Annotated in this window: 19 protein-coding genes; 5 read left to right on the top strand and 14 right to left on the bottom strand. The window is 67.2% G+C overall.

Annotation, left to right across the window (positions count from 1 at the left end):
• Positions 1-5 precede the first annotated feature (5 nt).
• From E5675_RS18495 to E5675_RS18510, 4 genes are read right to left on the bottom strand one after another with little or no spacing between them, the layout of a single operon-like run.
• Positions 6-626 (bottom strand): ATP-binding cassette domain-containing protein, encoded by a 621-nt coding sequence (locus tag E5675_RS18495; protein ID WP_136175798.1) that lies wholly within the window; start codon positions 624-626, stop codon positions 6-8.
• A complete protein-coding gene (gene modB, locus E5675_RS18500) occupies positions 616-1,311 on the bottom strand; it encodes a molybdate ABC transporter permease subunit (RefSeq protein ID WP_136175799.1) in 696 nt (231 codons plus the stop codon). The genes E5675_RS18495 and modB overlap by 11 nt, the downstream gene beginning before the upstream one ends.
• On the bottom strand, positions 1,311-2,075 hold the full coding sequence (modA, locus tag E5675_RS18505) for a molybdate ABC transporter substrate-binding protein (RefSeq protein ID WP_136175800.1): 765 nt from the start codon (positions 2,073-2,075) through the stop codon (positions 1,311-1,313). Before modA ends, modB begins: the two co-directional genes overlap by 1 nt.
• Before the next feature lie 19 nt (positions 2,076-2,094).
• Positions 2,095-2,745: a Crp/Fnr family transcriptional regulator gene (locus E5675_RS18510; RefSeq protein WP_136175801.1), complete on the bottom strand. Its 651-nt coding sequence runs from the start codon at positions 2,743-2,745 to the stop codon at positions 2,095-2,097.
• A gap of 68 nt (positions 2,746-2,813) precedes the next feature.
• Between E5675_RS18510 and E5675_RS18515 the strand changes: the two genes are divergently transcribed.
• A complete protein-coding gene (locus E5675_RS18515) occupies positions 2,814-3,686 on the top strand; it encodes a sterol desaturase family protein (protein ID WP_136175802.1) in 873 nt (290 codons plus the stop codon).
• Here E5675_RS18515 and E5675_RS18520 read toward each other — a convergent pair.
• The 9 genes from E5675_RS18520 to E5675_RS18560 form a co-directional block, all read right to left on the bottom strand.
• A complete protein-coding gene (locus E5675_RS18520) occupies positions 3,683-5,020 on the bottom strand; it encodes a PepSY domain-containing protein (RefSeq protein WP_136175803.1) in 1,338 nt (445 codons plus the stop codon). The two genes, E5675_RS18515 and E5675_RS18520, sit on opposite strands and share 4 nt — an antisense overlap.
• A gap of 11 nt (positions 5,021-5,031) precedes the next feature.
• Complete coding sequence (locus tag E5675_RS18525) at positions 5,032-7,032, bottom strand: TonB-dependent receptor (RefSeq protein WP_136175804.1); 2,001 nt, start codon at positions 7,030-7,032, stop codon at positions 5,032-5,034.
• A 71-nt stretch (positions 7,033-7,103) separates the two neighbouring features.
• Entirely contained in the window at positions 7,104-7,496 is a 393-nt protein-coding gene (locus tag E5675_RS18530; protein WP_136175805.1) for a hypothetical protein, read from the bottom strand.
• A 169-nt stretch (positions 7,497-7,665) separates the two neighbouring features.
• The gene (gene ligA, locus E5675_RS18535) at positions 7,666-9,840 is read right to left on the bottom strand and encodes an NAD-dependent DNA ligase LigA (protein WP_136175806.1); all 2,175 of its coding nucleotides are present in this window, start codon (positions 9,838-9,840) and stop codon (positions 7,666-7,668) included.
• Entirely contained in the window at positions 9,837-10,232 is a 396-nt protein-coding gene (locus tag E5675_RS18540) for a putative quinol monooxygenase (RefSeq protein WP_247594683.1), read from the bottom strand. Before E5675_RS18540 ends, ligA begins: the two co-directional genes overlap by 4 nt.
• Positions 10,229-10,912 (bottom strand): GNAT family N-acetyltransferase, encoded by a 684-nt coding sequence (locus E5675_RS18545; RefSeq protein WP_210727563.1) that lies wholly within the window; start codon positions 10,910-10,912, stop codon positions 10,229-10,231. The genes E5675_RS18540 and E5675_RS18545 overlap by 4 nt, the downstream gene beginning before the upstream one ends.
• Positions 10,909-12,579, bottom strand: a complete 1,671-nt coding sequence (gene recN, locus E5675_RS18550; protein WP_136175807.1) for a DNA repair protein RecN — start codon at positions 12,577-12,579, stop codon at positions 10,909-10,911. Before recN ends, E5675_RS18545 begins: the two co-directional genes overlap by 4 nt.
• Positions 12,580-12,713: 134 nt before the next feature.
• Positions 12,714-13,508, bottom strand: a complete 795-nt coding sequence (locus E5675_RS18555) for an outer membrane protein assembly factor BamD (protein WP_136175808.1) — start codon at positions 13,506-13,508, stop codon at positions 12,714-12,716.
• A 61-nt stretch (positions 13,509-13,569) separates the two neighbouring features.
• Entirely contained in the window at positions 13,570-14,262 is a 693-nt protein-coding gene (locus E5675_RS18560) for a peptidylprolyl isomerase (RefSeq protein ID WP_136175809.1), read from the bottom strand.
• Positions 14,263-14,478: 216 nt separating this feature from the next.
• On the opposite strand from E5675_RS18560, the gene E5675_RS18565 reads away from it, so the two are divergent.
• Genes E5675_RS18565 through E5675_RS18575 form a run of 3 tightly spaced genes read left to right on the top strand, consistent with a single transcriptional unit; the run spans position 14,479 to position 16,126 of the window.
• A complete protein-coding gene (locus E5675_RS18565; protein WP_136175810.1) occupies positions 14,479-15,165 on the top strand; it encodes a hypothetical protein in 687 nt (228 codons plus the stop codon).
• 48 nt (positions 15,166-15,213) lie between these two features.
• Positions 15,214-15,609 carry a metalloregulator ArsR/SmtB family transcription factor gene (locus tag E5675_RS18570; RefSeq protein WP_136175811.1) on the top strand — a complete coding sequence of 132 codons (396 nt, stop codon included), beginning with the start codon at positions 15,214-15,216 and terminating at the stop codon, positions 15,607-15,609.
• Complete coding sequence (locus tag E5675_RS18575; protein WP_136175812.1) at positions 15,593-16,126, top strand: SRPBCC family protein; 534 nt, start codon at positions 15,593-15,595, stop codon at positions 16,124-16,126. The genes E5675_RS18570 and E5675_RS18575 overlap by 17 nt, the downstream gene beginning before the upstream one ends.
• Before the next feature lie 218 nt (positions 16,127-16,344).
• On the opposite strand, the gene E5675_RS18580 is transcribed toward E5675_RS18575, so the two are convergent.
• Entirely contained in the window at positions 16,345-16,896 is a 552-nt protein-coding gene (locus E5675_RS18580) for a hypothetical protein (RefSeq protein WP_136175813.1), read from the bottom strand.
• A 192-nt stretch (positions 16,897-17,088) separates the two neighbouring features.
• Between E5675_RS18580 and E5675_RS18585 the strand changes: the two genes are divergently transcribed.
• The gene (locus E5675_RS18585; protein ID WP_136175814.1) at positions 17,089-18,225 is read left to right on the top strand and encodes a beta-ketoacyl-ACP synthase III; all 1,137 of its coding nucleotides are present in this window, start codon (positions 17,089-17,091) and stop codon (positions 18,223-18,225) included.
• The last annotated feature ends 112 nt before the right edge of the window (positions 18,226-18,337 follow it).

An 18,337-nucleotide genomic window follows, 5' to 3' on the forward strand; every position in this document is an offset into this window, starting at 1 on the left:
AAACTTTATTCTCCGATCTCCACGACCTGCGTCGCGAGGCGATCGACCTCGGCGCGGTCGTGGCTGACATAGAGGATCGGCAGTTTGAGTTCGTCGCGAATCCGCTCGATCACCGTCATGATATCGCCGCGCCGCGCGGCGTCGAGCGACGACAAGGGTTCGTCCATCAGCAGGATTTCGGGACCCGCGAGCAGCGCGCGGCCGATCGCGACGCGCTGCGCCTCGCCGCCCGACAGGCTCTGCGGCCAGCGGCCGAGGAGATGGCCGATGCCGAGGAATCGGGTTGCTTCGTCGAGGCTCATCCAGCGATTGGCGGGTTGCGCGAGGTCGTGGCCGTAGAGCAGATTCGCGCGCACGCGGCGGTGCGGGAAGAGCCGCCCGTCCTGAAAGACATAGCCGACGCGGCGCGCCTCGGGCGGCAGGTCGGTCGCGCTGTCGAACAGCGTGCGGTCGCCGATGCGGATATGCCCGCGATCGGGCTTCAGCAGCCCCGCAACCATATTGAGGATGCTCGTCTTGCCCGCCCCCGACGGGCCGAACAGCGCGGTCAGCCCCGGTCCGGCCGTGAAGCGCGTGGCGATGACCCGATCGCCGAGGCGGCGCGAGACGTCGATATCAATCGCCACGGCGCTGCCTTTCGCCATGGGTGCGGCGCACGAGCCATTCGGAGAGGATGAGCGCGCCGAGCGACAGCGCAACCGAGAGCAGCGCGAGGCGCGTCACCATCGCCTCGCCGCCCGGCACCTGCAGCGCCGAATAGATGGCGAGCGGCAGTGTGCGCGTTTCGCCCGGGATGTTCGAGACGAAGGTGATCGTCGCGCCGAACTCGCCGATCGAGCGCGCGAAGCCGAGCACGAGCGCGGCGAGGATACCGGGAAGCGCGAGCGGCAGGCTGATCGTGCGGAAGGCGTGCCAGCGGCCGGCGCCGAGCGTCCGCGCCGCGCCCTCGAGCCGCCGGTCGATGCCCTCGATCGACAGCCGCATCGCGCGCACCATCAGCGGTAGCGCCATGATCGCCGCGGCGAGCGCAGCGCCGGTCCAGCGGAACATCAGGGTCGCGCCGAACCAGCTTTCAAGCCAGCGCCCGATAGGGCCGAGCGGGCCAAAGGCGATGAGCAGCAGCCAGCCGGTGACGACGGGCGGCAGCACGAGCGGCAAATGGACGAGCCCGTCGAGGATCACGCGTCCCGGAAAACGGTACCGCGCGAGCACCCATGCAAGACCGAAGGCAATGGGAAGCGTCGCGAGCACAGCGACGCCGCCGACCTTCAACGACAGCGCGACGATCCCCCACTCTTCTGGAGATAACATCAGGGGGCCGTGAAACCATGGCGAGCGAAGATGGCGCGGCCTTGTTTCGAGAGGAGGAAGTTACGGAATCCTGCCGCATCCGGGTGCCGCGATGCCTTGAGCAACGCGAACGGGTAGCGGATCGGGGGATGGCTGGTCGCGGGGAAGGTGTCGACGACGCGCACCGCTTTCGACGCGCGCGCGTCGGTCGCATAGACGATGCCAAGCGGCGCGGCGCCGCGCTCGACGAGCGCCAGCGCGGCGCGGACATTTTCGGCGGGCGCGACCTTGGCCGCAACGCCGGTCCAGACGCCAAGACGGCTCAGCGCGGCCTTCGCATATTTGCCCGCCGGCACCGCATCCGGATCGGCGAGCGCGAGGCGGCCGGTGCCAAGGGCTCTTGCGAGCGGGAAGCCGCGCGCGATCGTCAGCTTTGTCCGGCTCGCCGCGGGCGCGATCAGCACGAGGCGGTTGCCGAGCAAGGTCGCGCGCGTTCCCGCACGCAGCATGCCCGCTTTCGCCACCGCGTCCATCCACGGTTCGTCGGCCGACAGGAAGAGGTCGGCGGGCGCGCCCGCGATCACCTGTCGCGCAAGTGCCGACGAGGCTGCGAAGGAGAGGACGGGTTTGGCGTGATCCTTCGCCGCCCAGGCGTTCGCCGCTTCGGTGAGCGATTCCTGCAGGCTTGCCGCCGCAAGCACCACCGGTCCGCGCTCCTGTGCGATCGCGGCGGGCGTCAGCAACAAGGCGAAGAGCAGCGCAAACAGGTGGAGGAAACGGGCCATCGGCAAAGCTATAGCGCCCTCACCCACCCGGCGAAAGCGGCGCGCGCAGCCGGATATGGCGGTAGCCACGGGCGATCTCGCCGCGGCCTTCAAGGCAGCGGAGCGCGGCGCCGAGCGTCACGCGCGAGACGCCGAGCAGGTCGGCAAGTTGCTGCTGCGTCGAGCGAATCGTCCGGCCGTCGGGCGCGTCGGCGGCCATCGCCGCGAGCAGACGCCGCAGTCGTTCGGCGGTCGGCAGCCGCCGTTCGGCGTCGATGATATCGAGCGACACCGCAAGCTGGCGCCCCAGGCTGCGCAGCAACAGCTCGGCCCACCCAACGTCGTCCTGCATCAGCCGGCGGAGCAGCGGGCGATCGATGGCGACCAGCCGCGCAGGGCCACTGGCGATCGCATCGACCTGCCGCTCCAAGCCGGTGAAGAAAGCGAGTTCGCCGAAAATGTCGCCGGGCCCGAGCACCGCGAAGGCAGTGAAGGCGCCGTCCTCGGCGTAGCGGCCGACGAGCACATGCCCCTCGATCACCGCCCAGAAGGCGTCGCCGGGATCGCCCTGATGCTGGACGAACTGGCCGTCGACGAAACCGCGCGGCTGGCGCGCCGCGAGCAGGCGGTCGCGTTCCTCGCCAGCGAGGCGGGTGCGCTCGGCGAGCGCCAATTGATAAGACCTTTGCATTTCTGTCGCCGCTTTTGCGACACGATGCGCGCAATAACAAGCGGCGAAACCGCGAAGGGAGATTGAGGATGCACCTGACCACCGCCCAGTCGAGCGCGATCGTCGCGGCGATCTATCTCGGCTTCTGCCTGATCGAGCTGATCCGCACGCGCCTGTTCGCGAAGGACGAGCAATCGCGCCACGACGGGATCATCGAGATCGTCAGCACCTTCATGCTGTTGATCGTAACCCAGCCGGCGATCCTGCTGGTCGTCGGCGCGCTCGGCCACCGTTTCTTTCCGCACTATGAGGGCGCGCTCGCGAATGCGCCGTTCCTCGCCGCGCTCGCGCTGTTCCTCGTCTTCGAGGATATGATGCAATATTGGTGGCACCGCGCGAGCCACAGCTTCGCCTGGCTCTACAACCTCCACCGCGCGCATCATAATGCGCGTTATATGAGCGTGCGGCTCGTCTACCGGAACAACATCATCTATTATGCGATGATGCCGAGCATCTGGTTCGCGGGGGTGCTCGTCTATCTCGGGCTCGGCTGGTTCTATGCGGGCTATCTGGTGGTCAAGATGGCGGTGATCATCGGCGCGCACAGCGACGTCGCCTGGGACGCGCCGCTCTACCGGATCAAGGCGCTGTCGCCGGTCATGTGGGTCGTCGAACGCACGATCAGCACCCCGGCGACGCACCACGCGCATCACGGCCGCCACGCCGACGATCCTGCGGTAAACTACAAGGGCAATTTCGGAAACCTGCTCTTCTTCTGGGACGTGCTGTTCGGCACCGCGAAGATCACGCGGCATTATCCGCAAAGCTATGGCGTCGAGAATCTGCCGCCCGCGACGCTGGGACAGCAACTCCTGTGGCCGATCTTTCCCGAGAACCAGGATATGGATGCACGCATCCCCGGCGCCGTGCCGGCGGCGCCGGGACCGGCGGCGGCAACCTAGGCCGCGACGCCGAGCCAGCGCGCGGCGTGCGGCAGACGCGGCAGTAGCAGCCGCTCGACGATCCAGAGCAGGATCAACGAGGCGGCGAGCAAGGGCAGCAGCGCCGCGAGCAGCAGGATGATCGCCGCTACGCCCCTCAGCCGCGTCGAGTCGCGCGCGGAAGGCGGCGCGCCGAGTGCGCCCTCGGGCCTGCGGCGCCGCCACATCAGGAAACCCGAGACGGCGAGGGTAAAAAGCGCGAGCGCGGTCAGGGCGCCGATCAACTGGTTGATGCGGCCGAACAGCTGGCCTTCGTGCCAGGCGATGCCGATGTTCACCACGCGGTCGATGATATGCTTGTCGGCAAAGCCGCTGCGCGCGACCTCGACGCCGGTCGCGGGATCATAGCTGATCTTGCGCACCTGCGGCCGGTTCTGCGTCTGCGTCGTCAGCGTCCAGGTGGCGCCGTTCGGCGGACCGAAGAGATTGGGCGCGCCCGGCGGCTGGACGATCGCGGGCGCGGGCATATGCTCGGCACGCGCGCGTTCGACGATGCGCGCGAGCGGGATCGTCGGCGCGGCGCGCGCAGCATGATCGGCCATCACCATCGCCTTGCGATCGTGCGCGGCGTGCGGATCGGCGCCACCCTTCCAGTCCTGCGTGCCCGACACCCAGCCCATTTCGGCGCGCACGGCGCGAAAGCCGCTCGCCCAGACGTCGGTCCACGGCAGGGCGGTGAAAAGCAGGACGAGCGCGAAGCCCGAGACCCAGAAGCCGGTGACGGCGTGAAGGTCGCGCAGCGCGGTGCGAGCGCCCAGCGACAGGCGCGGCCACACCACCCCCGCGAGCCCCCGCGCGCGCGGCCACCAGAGATAAAGGCCGGTCAGGATCATCACGATCGCCCAGCTCGCGGCAAGCTCGACCAACAGGCTGCCCGTGCGGCCGATGAGCAGGCTGCCGTGGATCGCCGACAGCCACGCCGATAGGCGCCGCTCGGGATCGGCCGAGCCGATCACGCGGCCCTGCGGCGAGACCGCGACGTCGCGCATCGTGCCGTTCGACAGGCCGAGGTGGACGATGGCGGCGTCGCCGGGCCCCTCGGGAACGCGGTAATAATGAAAGCTCGCCCCCGGAAAATCGGCGAGCGCGGCGGCGACCTGCGCGTCGGCATCGACCGCGCCCGCGGTCGGCAAGCCGCGCCACGCGCGCTCCTCCCACCGGTCGAGGTCGGGCTTGAACAGATAGGCCGCGCCCGTCGCCGACAGGACGAGCACGAAGGGGATGACGAACAGCCCGGCGTAGAAATGCCAGCGCCAGATCGTGCGATAGAGCGGAATGCGATTGCTGTCGGTCATCCCCCGTCCCTTCAGAAGCGCGCGCGGATGCCGGCGGAGACCGCGCGGCGCTCGACGGGGTAATAGATCGCCGACGCGGGCGTCACTGCGATCGCCGCGCTGATGTCGCCGATCGCCTTTTTTCCGGTGACGTTGCGGACATCGACGAAAGCGTCGACGCCCTGCGCGATCGTCGCCCCACCTGTCACGCCGATCAGCGCATAGCCCGGCGTCGACGCTTGGTTGCGGTAATCGGCGAACGGTCCGTCGGGCACCCATTCGAGGTTCGGCGCGACGTGCAACGCGTCGGAGCCGATGCGCAGTTCGGCGCGATAGACGTGCCTCGGCACGACCGGCAGGCGGTTGTCGCCGAATTGCGCATCATTGCGGAAGCGGAAGTTGCTGTAGGCATAGACTTGGCGCAGTCGGAGCCACTCGGCAGCCTGCACCTCCAGCGCCGCCTCGATACCTTCGTGGAGCGTGCGTCCGGCGTTGAAGGTCGAGGCCGGAATGTCGGGGCCGATGTCGAATTGCAGCAATTCGCCTTTTATCGTCGAGCGGTAATAGGTGACGTCCCAGTTCAGCGGCCCCTTCTTGCCGCGCGTCCCGATCTCGGCCGTCCACGCGCGCTGCGCGTCGAGCGGGACGAAGGCGGCGACCTGCCCCAGTTCGATGAATCCCGGAAATTCGACCGACCGGCTGTAGTTGGCGTAAATCTGCGCTCCCGCCACAGGTTCCAACAGCAGCCCGATCTTGGGCGAGAAGGCATCGAAATCGGCGCGCCCCACCGTGCCGCCCTGTTCCGGCGCGGAGGCGTTGAAATTCATCGTCTGCCGCCGCTTTCCGTCGGCATAGATGCCGCCCGCGATCAGCGTGAGCATCGGCACGGGGCGGACGCGGACTTCGCCATAGAGCGATGCCGCGCGGGCATGCTGGTCGGCGTTCACGCGCAGCGCGCCGCGCTTGCCGCCCCGATTGACGAAACGCTTTGCCCTGATGTCGCCGACGCGCAGTTCGCCGCCCAGCGTCGCTTCGACTATGCCGCCAGCGTAATCGAGGCGGAAATAGCCGCCGCGATCGAGCCCCTCCTGATCGACCAGCTCGAAGATCGGATGGTAGAGCGACTTGGCGTTGACGAAGGCGCCGACGTCGAGCTTCACCGCGCCCCAGTCGAAGCGCGTCCGGTTCTGGATGCGGATCGAATCGATGTCGCGCCCATGGTCGCCTGCGACCGTCCCCGCGGTCGCGAGGCGCGGCGTGGTCAGCGCCTGTTCCATCGTCAGCGCGCTCGGGATCTGCTGGTCGATGCTGTTGATGCTGACATAGAGGCGGTTCGACACGACATCGCTGAATTGCATCCAGACATTGCCGTTGAAGCGGAAACTGCGGCGTTTCGCATGATCGCGGTCGCCGTCCGATGTGTCGGCGCTGATCGCGCCCCATGCGTCGACCGCGCCGCTCGCGACGCCCGCCGCGATCAGCCCGCGCAGGCTATCGAAGCGGCCGGCGTCGGCACGCAGATAGACGCCCTCGGCGGTGCGCCCCGTCGGCGTCACGCCGTTGATTGCGCCGCCGAGTGTGCCCGAACCGAAACGCAGCGCATTGGCGCCGCGATAGACCTCGAGATGATCGAAGAAGATCGGTTCGAGTTCCTGGAAATCGCCATTATCGTCGGCGAGGTTGATCGGCACCCCGTCCTGCAGCAGCGTCAACCCGCGCATATGATAGCCGCGCGACAGGCCCGACCCGCGGATCGAGATGCGCACTTCCTGCCCGTAGCGCGGCTGGAGATAGACGCCGGGCGAAAAGGCCAGCGTATCGCGCAAGCTGACGATCGACTTGTCGGCATAATCCTCGTGGCCGACGACGTCGGTGCCGCCGGCGGTTTTGGCGGCGCGCTCCTCGGCTTCGTTCGTGAGCTGCGGCGCGGTGACGATGATCGTCGAGTCGGCTTCTTCGGCATGGACGGGAGCGGCAGCAATACAGGTGGCGAGCGCCAGCAAGGGCGCCGCGCGATAAGCGAATTGGATCATGGAGATATCTTCCCCGGAAAAACAGGCATGGCGCCGCACCGCGCAGGGCGCGGACGGCCGTTCAGGCTGGATCAGGCGAAGGAAGGGGGTCCGGTACTCGGCGGAAGCGGCGAGGCGATGCCCGGCGCATAGCCGAGCGAGGGGGTCGCGACCGGGGCGGGCTCCGCCTCCATCGGGGCGGCGGCGAGCATCGGCAGATCGGGAACGATCGGCGCACCCGCGAGCGCGCCCCACGGGCAATGCTGCTGCGTTTCGCCCGCATCGTGGCTGCCCGCCTTCTCAAGCGGGATCGTCATCGTTCCGCCGGGATTGGCGGGGTCCGAACAGATGCGCACGGTGATCGACCCGCCTGCATCGCTCTCGATCATCCAGCCCGGCGCGACGAGCACCCGCGCAGCGAGCGCGAGCAGCAGCGGCAGGAGCAGCAGGATGCCGGGACGGCGAAAGGCGGCGAGCAGGCCCACGCTGCGCGCCTTATGGCGCGCGCGCGATGCTGGCAAGCGGACAGATTGCCCCACTTCGCTCCCGGCTATTCGGCGGGCGTCTTATCGGCCCTTATGCCGGACATGATCCGGCATCCACTGCGCCGGCGGCATGGGCCCCGGATCAAGTCCGGGGCGACCAGGAGGTTGCTTATCCCGCCGATTCCACAATCTTCGCCCACTCCGCCTCGTCGATCACGCGGATGCCGAGCGCGCCCGCCTGCTTGAGCTTCGATCCCGCACCCGGGCCGGCCACGACGAGGTCGGTCTTGGCGCTCACCGATCCCGCGGCCTTGGCGCCGAGCGCCTCGGCCTGCGCTTTGGCTTCGTCGCGGCTCATCGTCTCTAACTTGCCGGTGAAGACGACGGTCATGCCCGATACCTCGCTTTCGCGCGTTTCGACGACATAGAGCGGCGGCGCGACTTCCGAGAGCAGGTCGTCCCACAATTTACGGTTGTGCGGTTCGTGGAAGAAATCGGCGAGTGCTTCGCCGACTGCGAGGCCGATGCCGTCGGCACGCACTTCGAGGATCGCCTTGAACGCCTCGACGCGGCGCGCCGTAAATTTGCCGTCGGACTCGCCCTCGCCGCGGGGGTTCGCATCCAAATAGGCGCGAATCTCCGCCGCCTTCTCGGGAAGCCGCCCTATATCGCCGAGCCCCTTGAGCAGGTCGCGCGCGGTCACCGCGCCGACATGGCGAATGCCGAGCCCGAAGAGCAGCCGCGCCGCGTCGGGCGCGCGCTTTGCCTCGATCGCGGCGAAAAGATTGTCGACCGACTTTTCCTTCCACCCCTCCCGCCCGAGCAGCTCGGCGCGATGTGCCTTCAACCGAAAGATGTCGGCGGGCCCCTTGTCGAGCCAGCCGAGTTCCAGAAACTCGGCGATGCTCTTTTCGCCCAGCCCCTCGATGTCGAGCGCGCCGCGGCTGACGAAATGGCGCAGGCGCTCGAACTTCTGCGCGTTACAGATGAGGCCGCCGGTGCAGCGCACGTCGACCTCGCCTTCCTCGGCGACCGCCTCGCTGTTGCACACCGGGCAATGGTCGGGGAAGACGAACGCCGCGCGCTCTTCGTCGCGCGTGAGATTTTCGACGACTTGCGGAATCACGTCGCCCGCGCGCTGGATCACCACGCGGTCGCCCGGGCGCACGCCGAGGCGGCCGATCTCGTCACGGTTGTGGAGCGTGACGTTCGACACGACAACGCCGCCGACGGTGACGGGGGTGAGGCGCCCGACGGGGGTGAGCTTTCCGGTGCGGCCGACCTGGATATCGATGGCCTCAAGCGTCGTCTGCGCGCGCTCGGCGGGGAATTTATGCGCGATGGCCCAGCGCGGCGCCTTGGCGACGAAGCCGAGGCGCTGCTGCCAGTCGAGCCGGTCGACCTTGTAGACGACGCCGTCGATGTCGTAATCCATCTCGGCGCGGCGGCGCTCGATCTCGGCATAATGGGCGAGGACGGCATCGACGCTCTCGAAGCGGTTGAGCAGCGGCGAGACGGGGACGCCCCAGCCCTCGATCGCCTTCATCACATCATATTGGGTCTCGGCGGGAAGCGCGCTCACCTCGCCCCAGCCGTGCGCGAGGAAGCGCAAGGGGCGCGAGGCGGTGACGCTCGCGTCCTTCTGGCGGAGCGAGCCCGCGGCAGCGTTGCGCGGGTTGGCGAACTGGCGAACTGCGGCGGGATCGAAATCCTGTTCGCGCTGTGCCGCGAGGGCCCTGCCCTCCTCCATCAATCGCGCGTTGAGCGCCACGAAGTCGGTCTTCGCCATATAGACTTCGCCGCGGATCTCGAAAACCTCGGGTGCATCTCCGTTCAGTTCCTGCGGGATGTCGGCGATGTGACGGACGTTAGCGGTGACATCTTCACCGACGCTGCCGTCGCCGCGCGTCGCGGCCTGAACCAGCTTGCCCTTTTCATAGCGCAGCGAGCAGGAGAGGCCGTCGATCTTGTCCTCGGCGGTCATCGCGATGGCGGCGTCGGCGCCTAGATTGAGGAAGCGCCGCACGCGCGCGGCGAATTCCTCGACATCCTCGGCCGCAAAGGCGTTGTCGAGACTCATCATGCGCTGCGCATGCGTCACCTTGGCGAGCGGCGACCCCTCGACCGCGGCGCCGACCAGATTGTTCGGGCTGTCGGCGCGGATCAGCTGCGGGAAGGCATTCTCGATTTCATTGTTGCGACGGACGAGCGCGTCATAGTCGGCATCCGAAATCTCGGGTGCATCCTCGGCGTGGTAGCGTTTGCTGTGATAGGCGATCTGCTTTGCAAGGCGCATCAATTCGTTGGCGGCCTCGGCCTCGGACAGCGATTCGATTTCGGTCATGCACCGGCCTTTGCCACCGGCGTGAATTCGGCGCGAGTGCCAAATCCGGCGATCAGCGGGCGGCCTTTCTTGATCGCGTCCTGCACCGCGGGAAGATTGAGCGAGGCGGCGTGCGCCTCCTTGCTGTCCCAAAGTTCGACAATCCAGATCGCATCGGGGTTCGCGCTGTCCTCGCCGATCAGATAGGCGATGTTGCCGGGCATTTCGCCCGTGCCTTCGGCAAGGATCGCGGCCAGCGCGGCCCGCTGGCCGGGCTGCGCCATCATCTGGCCGAGCAAGCCATATTGCGGATCGGCTTCTTCCATCGTGGCCTCCAATGCGCAGAGTTTCGTCGCGGGGAGCAGTGCCGCCGCCATCGCCAGCATCGCGGTCAGATGCTCGCGCCGGTTCATTTCGCGAGCACCAGCACATGCACCTGCCGCCGGATGCGGAATCCGAGCGATTCATAGAGGCCGATCGCCCCCGCATTATCGGCATAGCTGTGCAGGAAGGGCGTCTCGCCGCGCGCGACCATTTCGCGCATGACGTGCCCGATCAGCGCTCGCGCTAGCCCGCGGCCGCGGCAATCGGCCCATGTCGCAACGCCGCTGACCTCCGCCATGCCGGGAACCAATATGCGCTGCCCCGCCATCGCGAGCAGGCGGTCATCCTCGCGGATTCCGAAGAAGGGACCGTAGCGGTGCGTCGCCGGTCCCCAGGGGCCGGGCTTGGCATGGTCGGCGAGCGCCGCCATTTCGGCCGCATCGGCCTCACCGAGCGCGAGAATCGCGAGTTCGCCATCGCGCGGCGCGGGCGGTGGGCCCTCCGCGACCATCTGCGCAAGCACAGCGCGCTTCACCTCGCGCGTGCCGGCGGGCACCGGCCAGGGCTCGCCCTCGACGATCCAGAGTTCGCCATCTTCGGGCACGAGCGCGGCCAGCGCCGCCTGCGCCTCGGCGCCTGTGTTGGCGGCGACGCCGAACACGCCATAGCCGCGATCGATCCTGAGCGCCCGCGCGTCGCCTTCGGCCAGATGCGCCTGCCGTCCGGTGAGCATCGACCAGATCGGGCGATCGAGCGGATGCACCGTCACGCCGCGACGTCCAGCAGCCGCTCCGCCTGCGCGCGCGCTTCCTCGGTCACTTCGGCGCCCGACAGCATGCGCGCGATCTCCTCGCGGCGGCCGGCGTCGTCGAGCGCATGGACGCTGGTGCGCGTGACCGTTCCTTCGCTCGACTTGGCGATGATGAAATGCGCGGCGCCTTTTGCCGCGACCTGCGGGCTGTGGGTGACGGCAAGCAATTGCTTGCCCGCGCCCGCGAGCCTTGCCAGCCGTTCGCCGATCGCGCTGGCGACCGCGCCGCCGACGCCGCGGTCGATTTCGTCGAAGATGATCGTGTCGGCCCCGCCCTCTTCGGCGAGCGCAACCTTCAGCGCGAGGATGAAGCGCGAGAGTTCGCCACCCGACGCGATTTTCGCGAGCGGCGCGAAGGGGGCGCCGGGGTTGGTCGAGATGAGAAATTCGATCCGGTCGATCCCCTCGGCGCCCCAGCGTTCGGCGGGCAGACGTTCGATCGCGGTCTGGAACCGCGCGGCGTCGAGCTTGAGCGGGACGAGTTCGCCCGCGACCGCGGCGTCGAGCCGGGTTGCTGCCCTGGCGCGCTGGTCCGACAGGGCGGTCGCGGCGTGGGTGTAGGCGGCGGCGGTTTCGGCGACCGCGGTTTCGAGCTTCGCCAGCCCCGCGCTGCCGCCCTCGATCGCGTCGAGCCGCGCGGCAAGCGTGCCGGTGAGTTCGGCGAGTTCGTCGGGCTGGACACCATGTTTGCGCGCCATCGCGCGTAGCTCGAACAACCGCGTCTCGGTCGCCTCGAGCCGTTCGGGATCATATTCCATCGCGCGCGCGGCTTCGTGCAGCCTGGTTTCAGCCTCGTCGGCCTCGATGATCGCGCGGTCGAGCCCCGCGAGCGCCTCGGCGAGCAGCGGATGGTCGCCCGCGAGCCGGTCGAGCCGCCGCGCCGCGCCGCGCAGCAGCGCCGGGCCGCCCGCGCTGCCGTCGAAGGCCTCGAGAATCGCGCCGAGATCGCCCGCGATCCGTTCGCCCTTCTGCATCGCGGCGCGCGCTTCGGCGAGTTCGGCTTCCTCGCCCGGCTGGGGTGCGAGCGCCTGCAGTTCGGCGACGCAATGTTCGAGCCATTCGCGGTCGCGCTCGGCTTCGGAAATCGCCGCGCGCGCGGCGGCGAGTTTGTCCTCGGCGGCGCGCCACGCCGCATGGGCGGCCGCCACGGCGCCAGTGTCGGCGCGCGCATAGGCGTCGAGCAAGGCGCGATGCCCGGCGGGTGCGAGCAGGCCGCGGTCGTCGTGCTGGCCGTGGATCTCAACCAGATGGCTGCCGACTTCGCGCAGCAACGCCGCCGAACAGGGCTGGTCGTTCAGGAAGGCGCGGCTGCCGCCGTCGGCCTTCAATGTCCGGCGGATCAGCAGCGGCTCGCCCGCCTCCAGCCCGATCTCGTTATCGGCGAGCAGCGCCGCGAGCGGCGTATCCGCCGCGGGCGGGGTGAAGCTGGCGGTCACCTGCGCCTTGTCGCTACCTTGCCGCACCAGCGCGCTGTCGGCGCGCGCGCCGAGCGCGAGGCCGAGCGCATCGAGCAGAATCGATTTACCCGCTCCCGTTTCGCCGGTTAGCACGCCGAGCCCCGCCTCGAAATCGAGGTCGAGCCGTTCGATGAGAACGATATTGGCGATGGACAGCGCCGTCAGCATGACCCGCCCTTACCGCAGAACAAAATGCGAATCTATTCGGTAATGGTTCGCCGCCCCCGCGCAGGCGGGGGCCGCCGGCAAGCTTATACCATGCCGATAGCGGCCCCCGCCTGCGCGGGGGCGACCGCCAGACATCACGCGCTGGGTGCGTGCCTCTGCATCAGCTTGTAGGCGCGTTCGTACCATTCATTGCCCGGATAATTGGCGCCGAGCACGGCTGCCGATTTCTTCGCCTCGACCGGAATGCCGAGCGCGAGATAGCATTCGGTCAGGCGATAGAGCGCCTCGGGCGCGTGGCTGGTCGTCTGATATTTGTCGACAACCTCGCGGAAACGGATCGATGCCGCGAGCCAGTTCGAGCTGCGCTGGTAGAAACGGCCGATCTCCATTTCCTTGCCCGCAAGATGGTCCTGCACCAGATCGACCTTCAGCCGTGCATCGGCGGCATAGCGGCTGTCGGGATAGCGGCGGATCACCTCGCCGAGCGCGGCGCGCGCCTGCTGGGTGATCTTCTGATCGCGGGTGACGTCGCTGATCTGCTCATAATAGGAAATGCCGATCAGATAATAGGCGTAGGGCGCGTCCTTGTTGCCCGGGTGGATCGCGAGGAAGCGCTGCGCGGCTTCGATCGCCGGCGTATATTCGCGGTCCATATAATAGCTGAACGAACTCATCAGCTGCGCACGGCGCGCCCAGGGCGAATAGGGGTGCTGACGTTCGACTTCGTCGAACAGCGCCGCGGCCAACCCATATTGCTTGCGGTCGAGCCGGTCCTGCGCCGCGCGGTACAGCGTGTTGACGTCGCGCGCGACGTAACGCGTGTCCTTCTTGACCCCGCCGCCACCGGCGCAGGCCGCCAGCATCGGGGTGATCACGAGAGCGGCGGCGAGCAGGCGCATAGTCGCGCGCGAGGGGGCAAATCGAGTCATGCGCGCGGTATAGCCACAGCGCGGATGAACGCAAAATAAATGATGGGGGTTCGGCGCAGCTTTACGGCGCCTTGACCACGCATCCCTGCGGCGCGCCCGCCGGCGCGGGAACCCGGCGCGCGGTCTTGATCGTCACCTGGGGTTCGAGCATCTGGCCGACCATCACGCCTTCGCCCGCGGTGGGCGAGATCGGCGCGTTGAAAATCGCCTCGGCGACCTCGGCGCCGGCCACCATTTCGCCGAACACCGCGAAACCCGCACCGTCGCCGCCCACCGCGTCGGCATCGAAGCCCTTGATGTCGGAGAGGAGCAGGAAGAAATCGCTCGTCGCGTCGCCGGGATTGAGCCGCGCCATCGACAACGCGCCCTTGCAGTTGGTGAGACCGGTCGTCGTCGTCGGCTCGTGCGCGATCGGCGGGAAATTCAGGCGCGCGTCGCCGCGATTGCCCGCCTGGATCAGCTGGTTCGCCGGACCCCAGCTCTTCGTCGAGCGGTAGAATTTGAACCCGTCGAGCCGTTTCGCGTCGACGTAGCGGAGAAAGTTGGCGGCGGTGACGGGCGCACGCTTGTCTTCGACCCGCACGGTGATCGTGCCGAGATCGGTGACGAGCGCGACATAAGGCCGCGTGTCGGCTTCGACGACCGGAGTGGCGGGCGCCGGAACGGGCGGCACCGGCGGCGGCAATTGCGTCGCCTGGGGCGGGACGGGAGTCGATTGGGCGGCGAGCGCGAGCGCGGCAAGGAGGGTCAGCATGAACCGATCATAAGCGCAATCGCGCGCTCGATGCGAGCGCTTTCAGCCGCGTTGGCGCCTGCGGCGCCGCCAGAGCCTTATCCCGCCGAAGCAGAGCCAGAGCGCTACGCCGCCCCCGCCCAATCGCTATTGCGAACCAACGTCGACAAACAGGGTAATTGAAATTGGGACGAAAGCCGCGCTAGGCACCGCTCGAAACGAGCAGGAGCCGAAGCCATGACCGAAACGCCGAACCGCGAAGCAGCGCCGGCCTCAGGCGCCCCGGCGCACGTCGCCGCCGATCTCGGATCGCGTTTCCTGCGCTACCTTCCCTTCATCACCGTGGCGCATTTCGTGATCGGACTGCCCGCGCTGATCGCCTCGCTCGCGCTCGCCTATTTCGCCTTCGTACAGGCCGACGCGACGCAAAAGATGCAGACCGGCGGCGTGATGCCCTTCGTCACCTTCGGAACGAGCAATGGGGACGAGGATGGCAATCAGGATATTTCGCTGTCGCTGACGAATAATGGTGTCGGGCCCGCGATCCTCGGTCCGATCGAAGTCCGCTATGAAGGCAAGCCGATCAAGACGCCGGTCGAACTCCTCAAAACCTGCTGCGCGAAAGCCGGCATGCAGGGCGTGCGCCTTTCCACCTCGCCTTCGACCGGCATCGCCGTCCGGCCGGGAGAAACCATCGAATTCGTCAGCTTTCCGCGCACTCCCGAATCCGAGAAGCTGTGGCAGACGTTCAACAAGGAACGGTGGAAGCTGGAAGTTCGCTCCTGCTATTGCTCGATCTTCAACGATTGCTGGATCACCGAAGGAATGCAGGGATTGCCCAAGCCGGTGAACAAATGTCCGGCCAACTGGTCGCTCTATCTCGAGGACGCGGGAAAGCGAATCGGAGGGGTGGCCGCCAAATAATTCAACCAATCGGTTGACAATAAAAATCGAGAGGCCATATTCAACCACATGGTTGAACATGATTCGCACAGTCTCGATACGATCTTCCACGCGCTCGGCGACACGACGCGCCGCGCCATGCTCGGCGAGCTGGCCTCCGGCGAGCGCACCGTGGGCGAGCTGGCCGAGCCTTTTGCGATATCGCTCGCGGCGGTGTCGAAACATATCAAGGTGCTGGAAAATGCGGGGCTGGTCCGCCGCGACGTTCGCGGCCGCACGCATGTTTGCAGTCTCGACCCTGTCCCGCTGATGCACGCGGACCAGTGGATCGGCATCTATCGCCGCTTCTGGACCGATCGCCTCGACCTGCTCGAGAAAATCCTGCGCGCCGAAGATGCCGCACCGCCTCCCCCAAGAAAGCCTGCCCCCGGAAAGAAGGAGAATGACGATGACGACGATGCTTGACCAAGACCATTTCGGTACACTGGCCGACCCCGCGACGCTGCGGATCGAGCGCCTCCTCCCCGGCCCCGCCGAACGCGTCTGGGCCTATCTGACCGACAGCGAACTGCGCCGCCAATGGCTTGCCGCGGGCGCGATGGAACAGATGGTGGGCGCACCGGTCGAACTCGTGTGGCGCAACGACGAACTCACCGATCCGCCGGGCAAGCGGCCCGAAGGTTTCGGCGACGAACACCGGATGACGTGCGAGATTATCGCGATCGATGCGCCGCGCCTGTTGTCGATCAGCTGGGGCAGTACCGGCGGCGTGACCTTCACACTCGACGAACGCGGCCACGAGGTCCTGCTCACGATCGTCCACAAGCGCATCGAGGATCCCGAAGTGCTGCTCAACGTCAGCGCCGGCTGGCACGCGCATCTCGACGTGCTCGAAGCGCGCGCGCGCGAAACGCAGGCGGCGCCGCACTGGGACAATTGGGTTCGGCTGCGCGACGCCTATGCCGAGCGGCTGTTCGGCTGATTTGCCTGCGATACCGACGGGAAGGGCCGCGCCTGCGGCCCTTCCCCATGGCTGGAAACGACCGGAAGCGGGCATTCCCATTACCGTCACCCCGGGCTTGACCCGGGGCCTGCCTTGCCTTTTCGCCGTCGTCAGGAAGAAAAGGCGGGTCCCGGGTCAAGCCCGGGATGACGAAAGTGAGAGCATGCAATGGCAGCCCCCCACCCCAAAACCGCCGATCAGTTCGCCGGTTTTGTCTCGTCGATCTTGTCGACCCATTCGGGGAAGAAACTCGGCTCGCGCGCCGACCAGCCGGGGGCGGTTGCAGCCGCTTCGCTGATCGACTGGAGCAGGATCTTGCGCTTGTCGGGGTGGAGGTGCGGCAGCGAGGCGGCAGCGCAGAAGGCGCCCGGAAGCCACGGCCGCGCGTGCGCGCCGAGCAGCCGTTCGTAGAGGAAGCGGTAGGAAGCGAAGCCCGGCAGGCGATCCTGCCCGAGGTCGAACGCCGACACCGCGATCAGCGGCGCCATGAAATGTTCGAGCGCATCGAGCCCGCTGTCGTCGGGGACATGCGCGCGCACTTCGCCGAGCCGCTGGTAGACGCGCGCCTGGACGCGGATCGCGGTTTCCTCGACCATGTCGCGCGACCAGCGCGCGATCGCATCGTCGCGTTCGAGCCCAATATCGAGCGAGCGGCGGATGTAGCGCTGGGTTGCCGCGGGAAAACCCGCAAATTCCTTGATTTCGGAAAGGGACAGGTCGCCTGCGGCCGGTCCTGAACGCGTCGCCATGGTCATGCTCCCGCACGGCGCCCGGGGAGCCATCCCCCCGGAGGCCTGCATCAAACAGTCTGCCACCATATTGGTTAGTGGCAGGTTAACCATGGCGTCGGGACTCGTTCAGCAAATCACGGGGCGTTGCGCGATGCCGCGACGGGGCCTAATCAGAGTGTCTTGAATCCATAAGACACACGCAGGTCCACCATGTCCAACGCACCGCAGCCGGTCATTTCCGCAACCGGCCTTTTCACCCCCGCCGAAGCGATCTCCAACGAAGAACTTGTTGCCAGTTTTAACGAGTATGTTGCGCTGCACAATAGAGAAAATGCCGCGGCGATCGCGGCGGGCGACGCACCCGAACTGACCGAATCGAGTGTCGAGTTCATCGAGAAGGCAAGCGGGATCGGATCGCGTTTCGTCGTCGACAAGGCGGGCATTCTCGATCCGGCGCACATGGCGCCGCGCATCGCCGAACGCGGCAACGACGAGCTGTCGATCCTCGCCGAAATCGGCGTCGCGGCGGCGAAGGATGCGCTGGCGCGCGCCGGGCGCGACGCGGGCGATGTCGACGCCGTGCTGTGCGCCGCGTCGAACATGCAGCGCGCTTATCCGGCGATGGCGGTCGAGATTCAGGACGCGCTCGGGATCGACGGCTTCGGCTTCGACATGAATGTCGCCTGCTCGTCGGCGACCTTCGGCATCCAGACCGCCGCCGACTATATCCGCGCGGGCCATGCCAGGAGCGTGCTCGTCGTGAACCCCGAAATCTGTTCGGGGCATCTGAACTGGCGCGACCGCGACAGCCATTTCATCTTCGGCGACGTCGCGACCGCGATTCTGGTCGAGGACAAGGACATCGCGCCGGCGGGGCATTGGGACATTCTCGGCACCAAGCTGAAGACCGTCTTTTCGAACAATATCCGCAACAATTTCGGCTTTTTGAACCGCGGGCACGGCGGGATCGACCAGTCGGGGCCGAAGTCGGACAAGCTTTTCGTCCAGGAAGGCCGCAAGGTGTTCAAGGAAGTCGTGCCGATGGTCGCGAACATGATCGTCGAGCAGATGGAAGTGCTGGGCCTTGAGGGCGCCGACATGCGCCGGCTGTGGCTGCACCAGGCGAACACCAATATGAACCGGCTGATCGCGCAGCGCGTGCTGGGCCATGAGGCGAGCGAGGATGAAAGTCCGACGGTGCTCGACACCTATGGCAATACGTCGAGCGCGGGGTCGATCATCGCCTTTCACCTGAACCATGCGGATATGGTCGCGGGCGATACCGGGCTGATCTGTTCGTTCGGCGCGGGGTATAGCGCGGGGACGGTGTTCGTTCGCAAGACGTGATGTTCGAGGCTGCGCCGGCCCGCTCCCCCACCCGGCCTCCCACAGGATACTAAACTAGGGAGGCCGGGTGGGGGAGCGGGCCGGCGCAGCCTGGTTTCAGCAAAGCTGAAAC

The sequence above is a fragment of the Sphingopyxis sp. PAMC25046 genome, from assembly GCF_004795895.1.
In the GTDB taxonomy this organism is placed as follows: domain Bacteria; phylum Pseudomonadota; class Alphaproteobacteria; order Sphingomonadales; family Sphingomonadaceae; genus Sphingopyxis.